The sequence below is a fragment of the Pseudonocardia xishanensis genome (assembly GCF_039541715.1).
Lineage (GTDB): Bacteria > Actinomycetota > Actinomycetes > Mycobacteriales > Pseudonocardiaceae > Pseudonocardia > Pseudonocardia xishanensis.
Genome location: NZ_BAABGT010000136.1, coordinates 1 through 818, shown reverse-complemented (window position 1 = coordinate 818; position 818 = coordinate 1). Strand labels below are relative to the sequence as shown.

General features: G+C 71.4%; 1 protein-coding gene. It reads right to left on the bottom strand.

Annotation, left to right across the window (positions count from 1 at the left end; all coding sequences use genetic code 11):
- Positions 1 to 780, bottom strand: a 780-nt coding sequence (locus tag ABD993_RS36490) for a DDE-type integrase/transposase/recombinase (protein ID WP_425569251.1), incomplete at its 3' end; no start/stop codon positions are given.
- Positions 781 to 818: the final 38 nt, after the last annotated feature.

Here is an 818-nt window from a genome sequence, read left to right as displayed (position 1 = left end):
CAGGGTCTGGTGGAAGCGTTCGTTCTTGCCCTGGGTGGTCGGCTTGTTCGGCTTGCCGGTGATCGCCTCGGTGCCCAGCTCGGCGACGTGGGCGACGAGCCGCCCGACCATGCCGCGTCGCGTGGGGTTGAGCGCGGTCCCGTTGTCGGAGAGCAGTCGCTGGGGGACGCCGTGGGCGGCCACGGCCTTGTCGAAGACGGTGATCGCATCCTTGGCGGTCTCGCCGCGCGCGGCGTGGGAGGCGACCGCGTAGCGGGAGTGGTCGTCGATGAGCTGGAAGATCACGCATTTGCGGCCGCCTGCCAGCACGTACTCGGTGGCGTCGAGTTGCCAGCAGGCGTTCGGTGCCGGGTAGACGAACCGTCGCCATGCCGAGCGGGGCTTCTTGCGCGGCTCGCGGCGGGCGACACCGGTCTCGCGGAAGATCCGCGCCAACGACGCCGTCGAGGGCACCGTGGCCAGGCCCATCGCGCGCATCTTGTCGTGCACGCTGATCGGGCCGTGGTCGAGCCCGGACGCCTCGAGCGCGGCTCGCACCGCGACGGCCTGGGCCTTGACCTGCTCGGTCACCTTCGACGGGCTCGACCGCGGCCGCCGCGACCGGGGCTCGAGCACGGCCGCGGGCCCATCGGCTCGGGCGCGTTTGCGCAGCTCGTAGAACGACTTGCGGGAGATGCCGTGCTCGACGCAGAACGTCGAGACCGCCCCGCGCGGCGCGTCGTCGGGCCACCGCGAGATCGCAAGACGGACACGGGGATCGATGGGTTCCTTGGCGGGCACCGCGGAAGCCTCGCTGCCGAAGTGTCACCACCAACAAC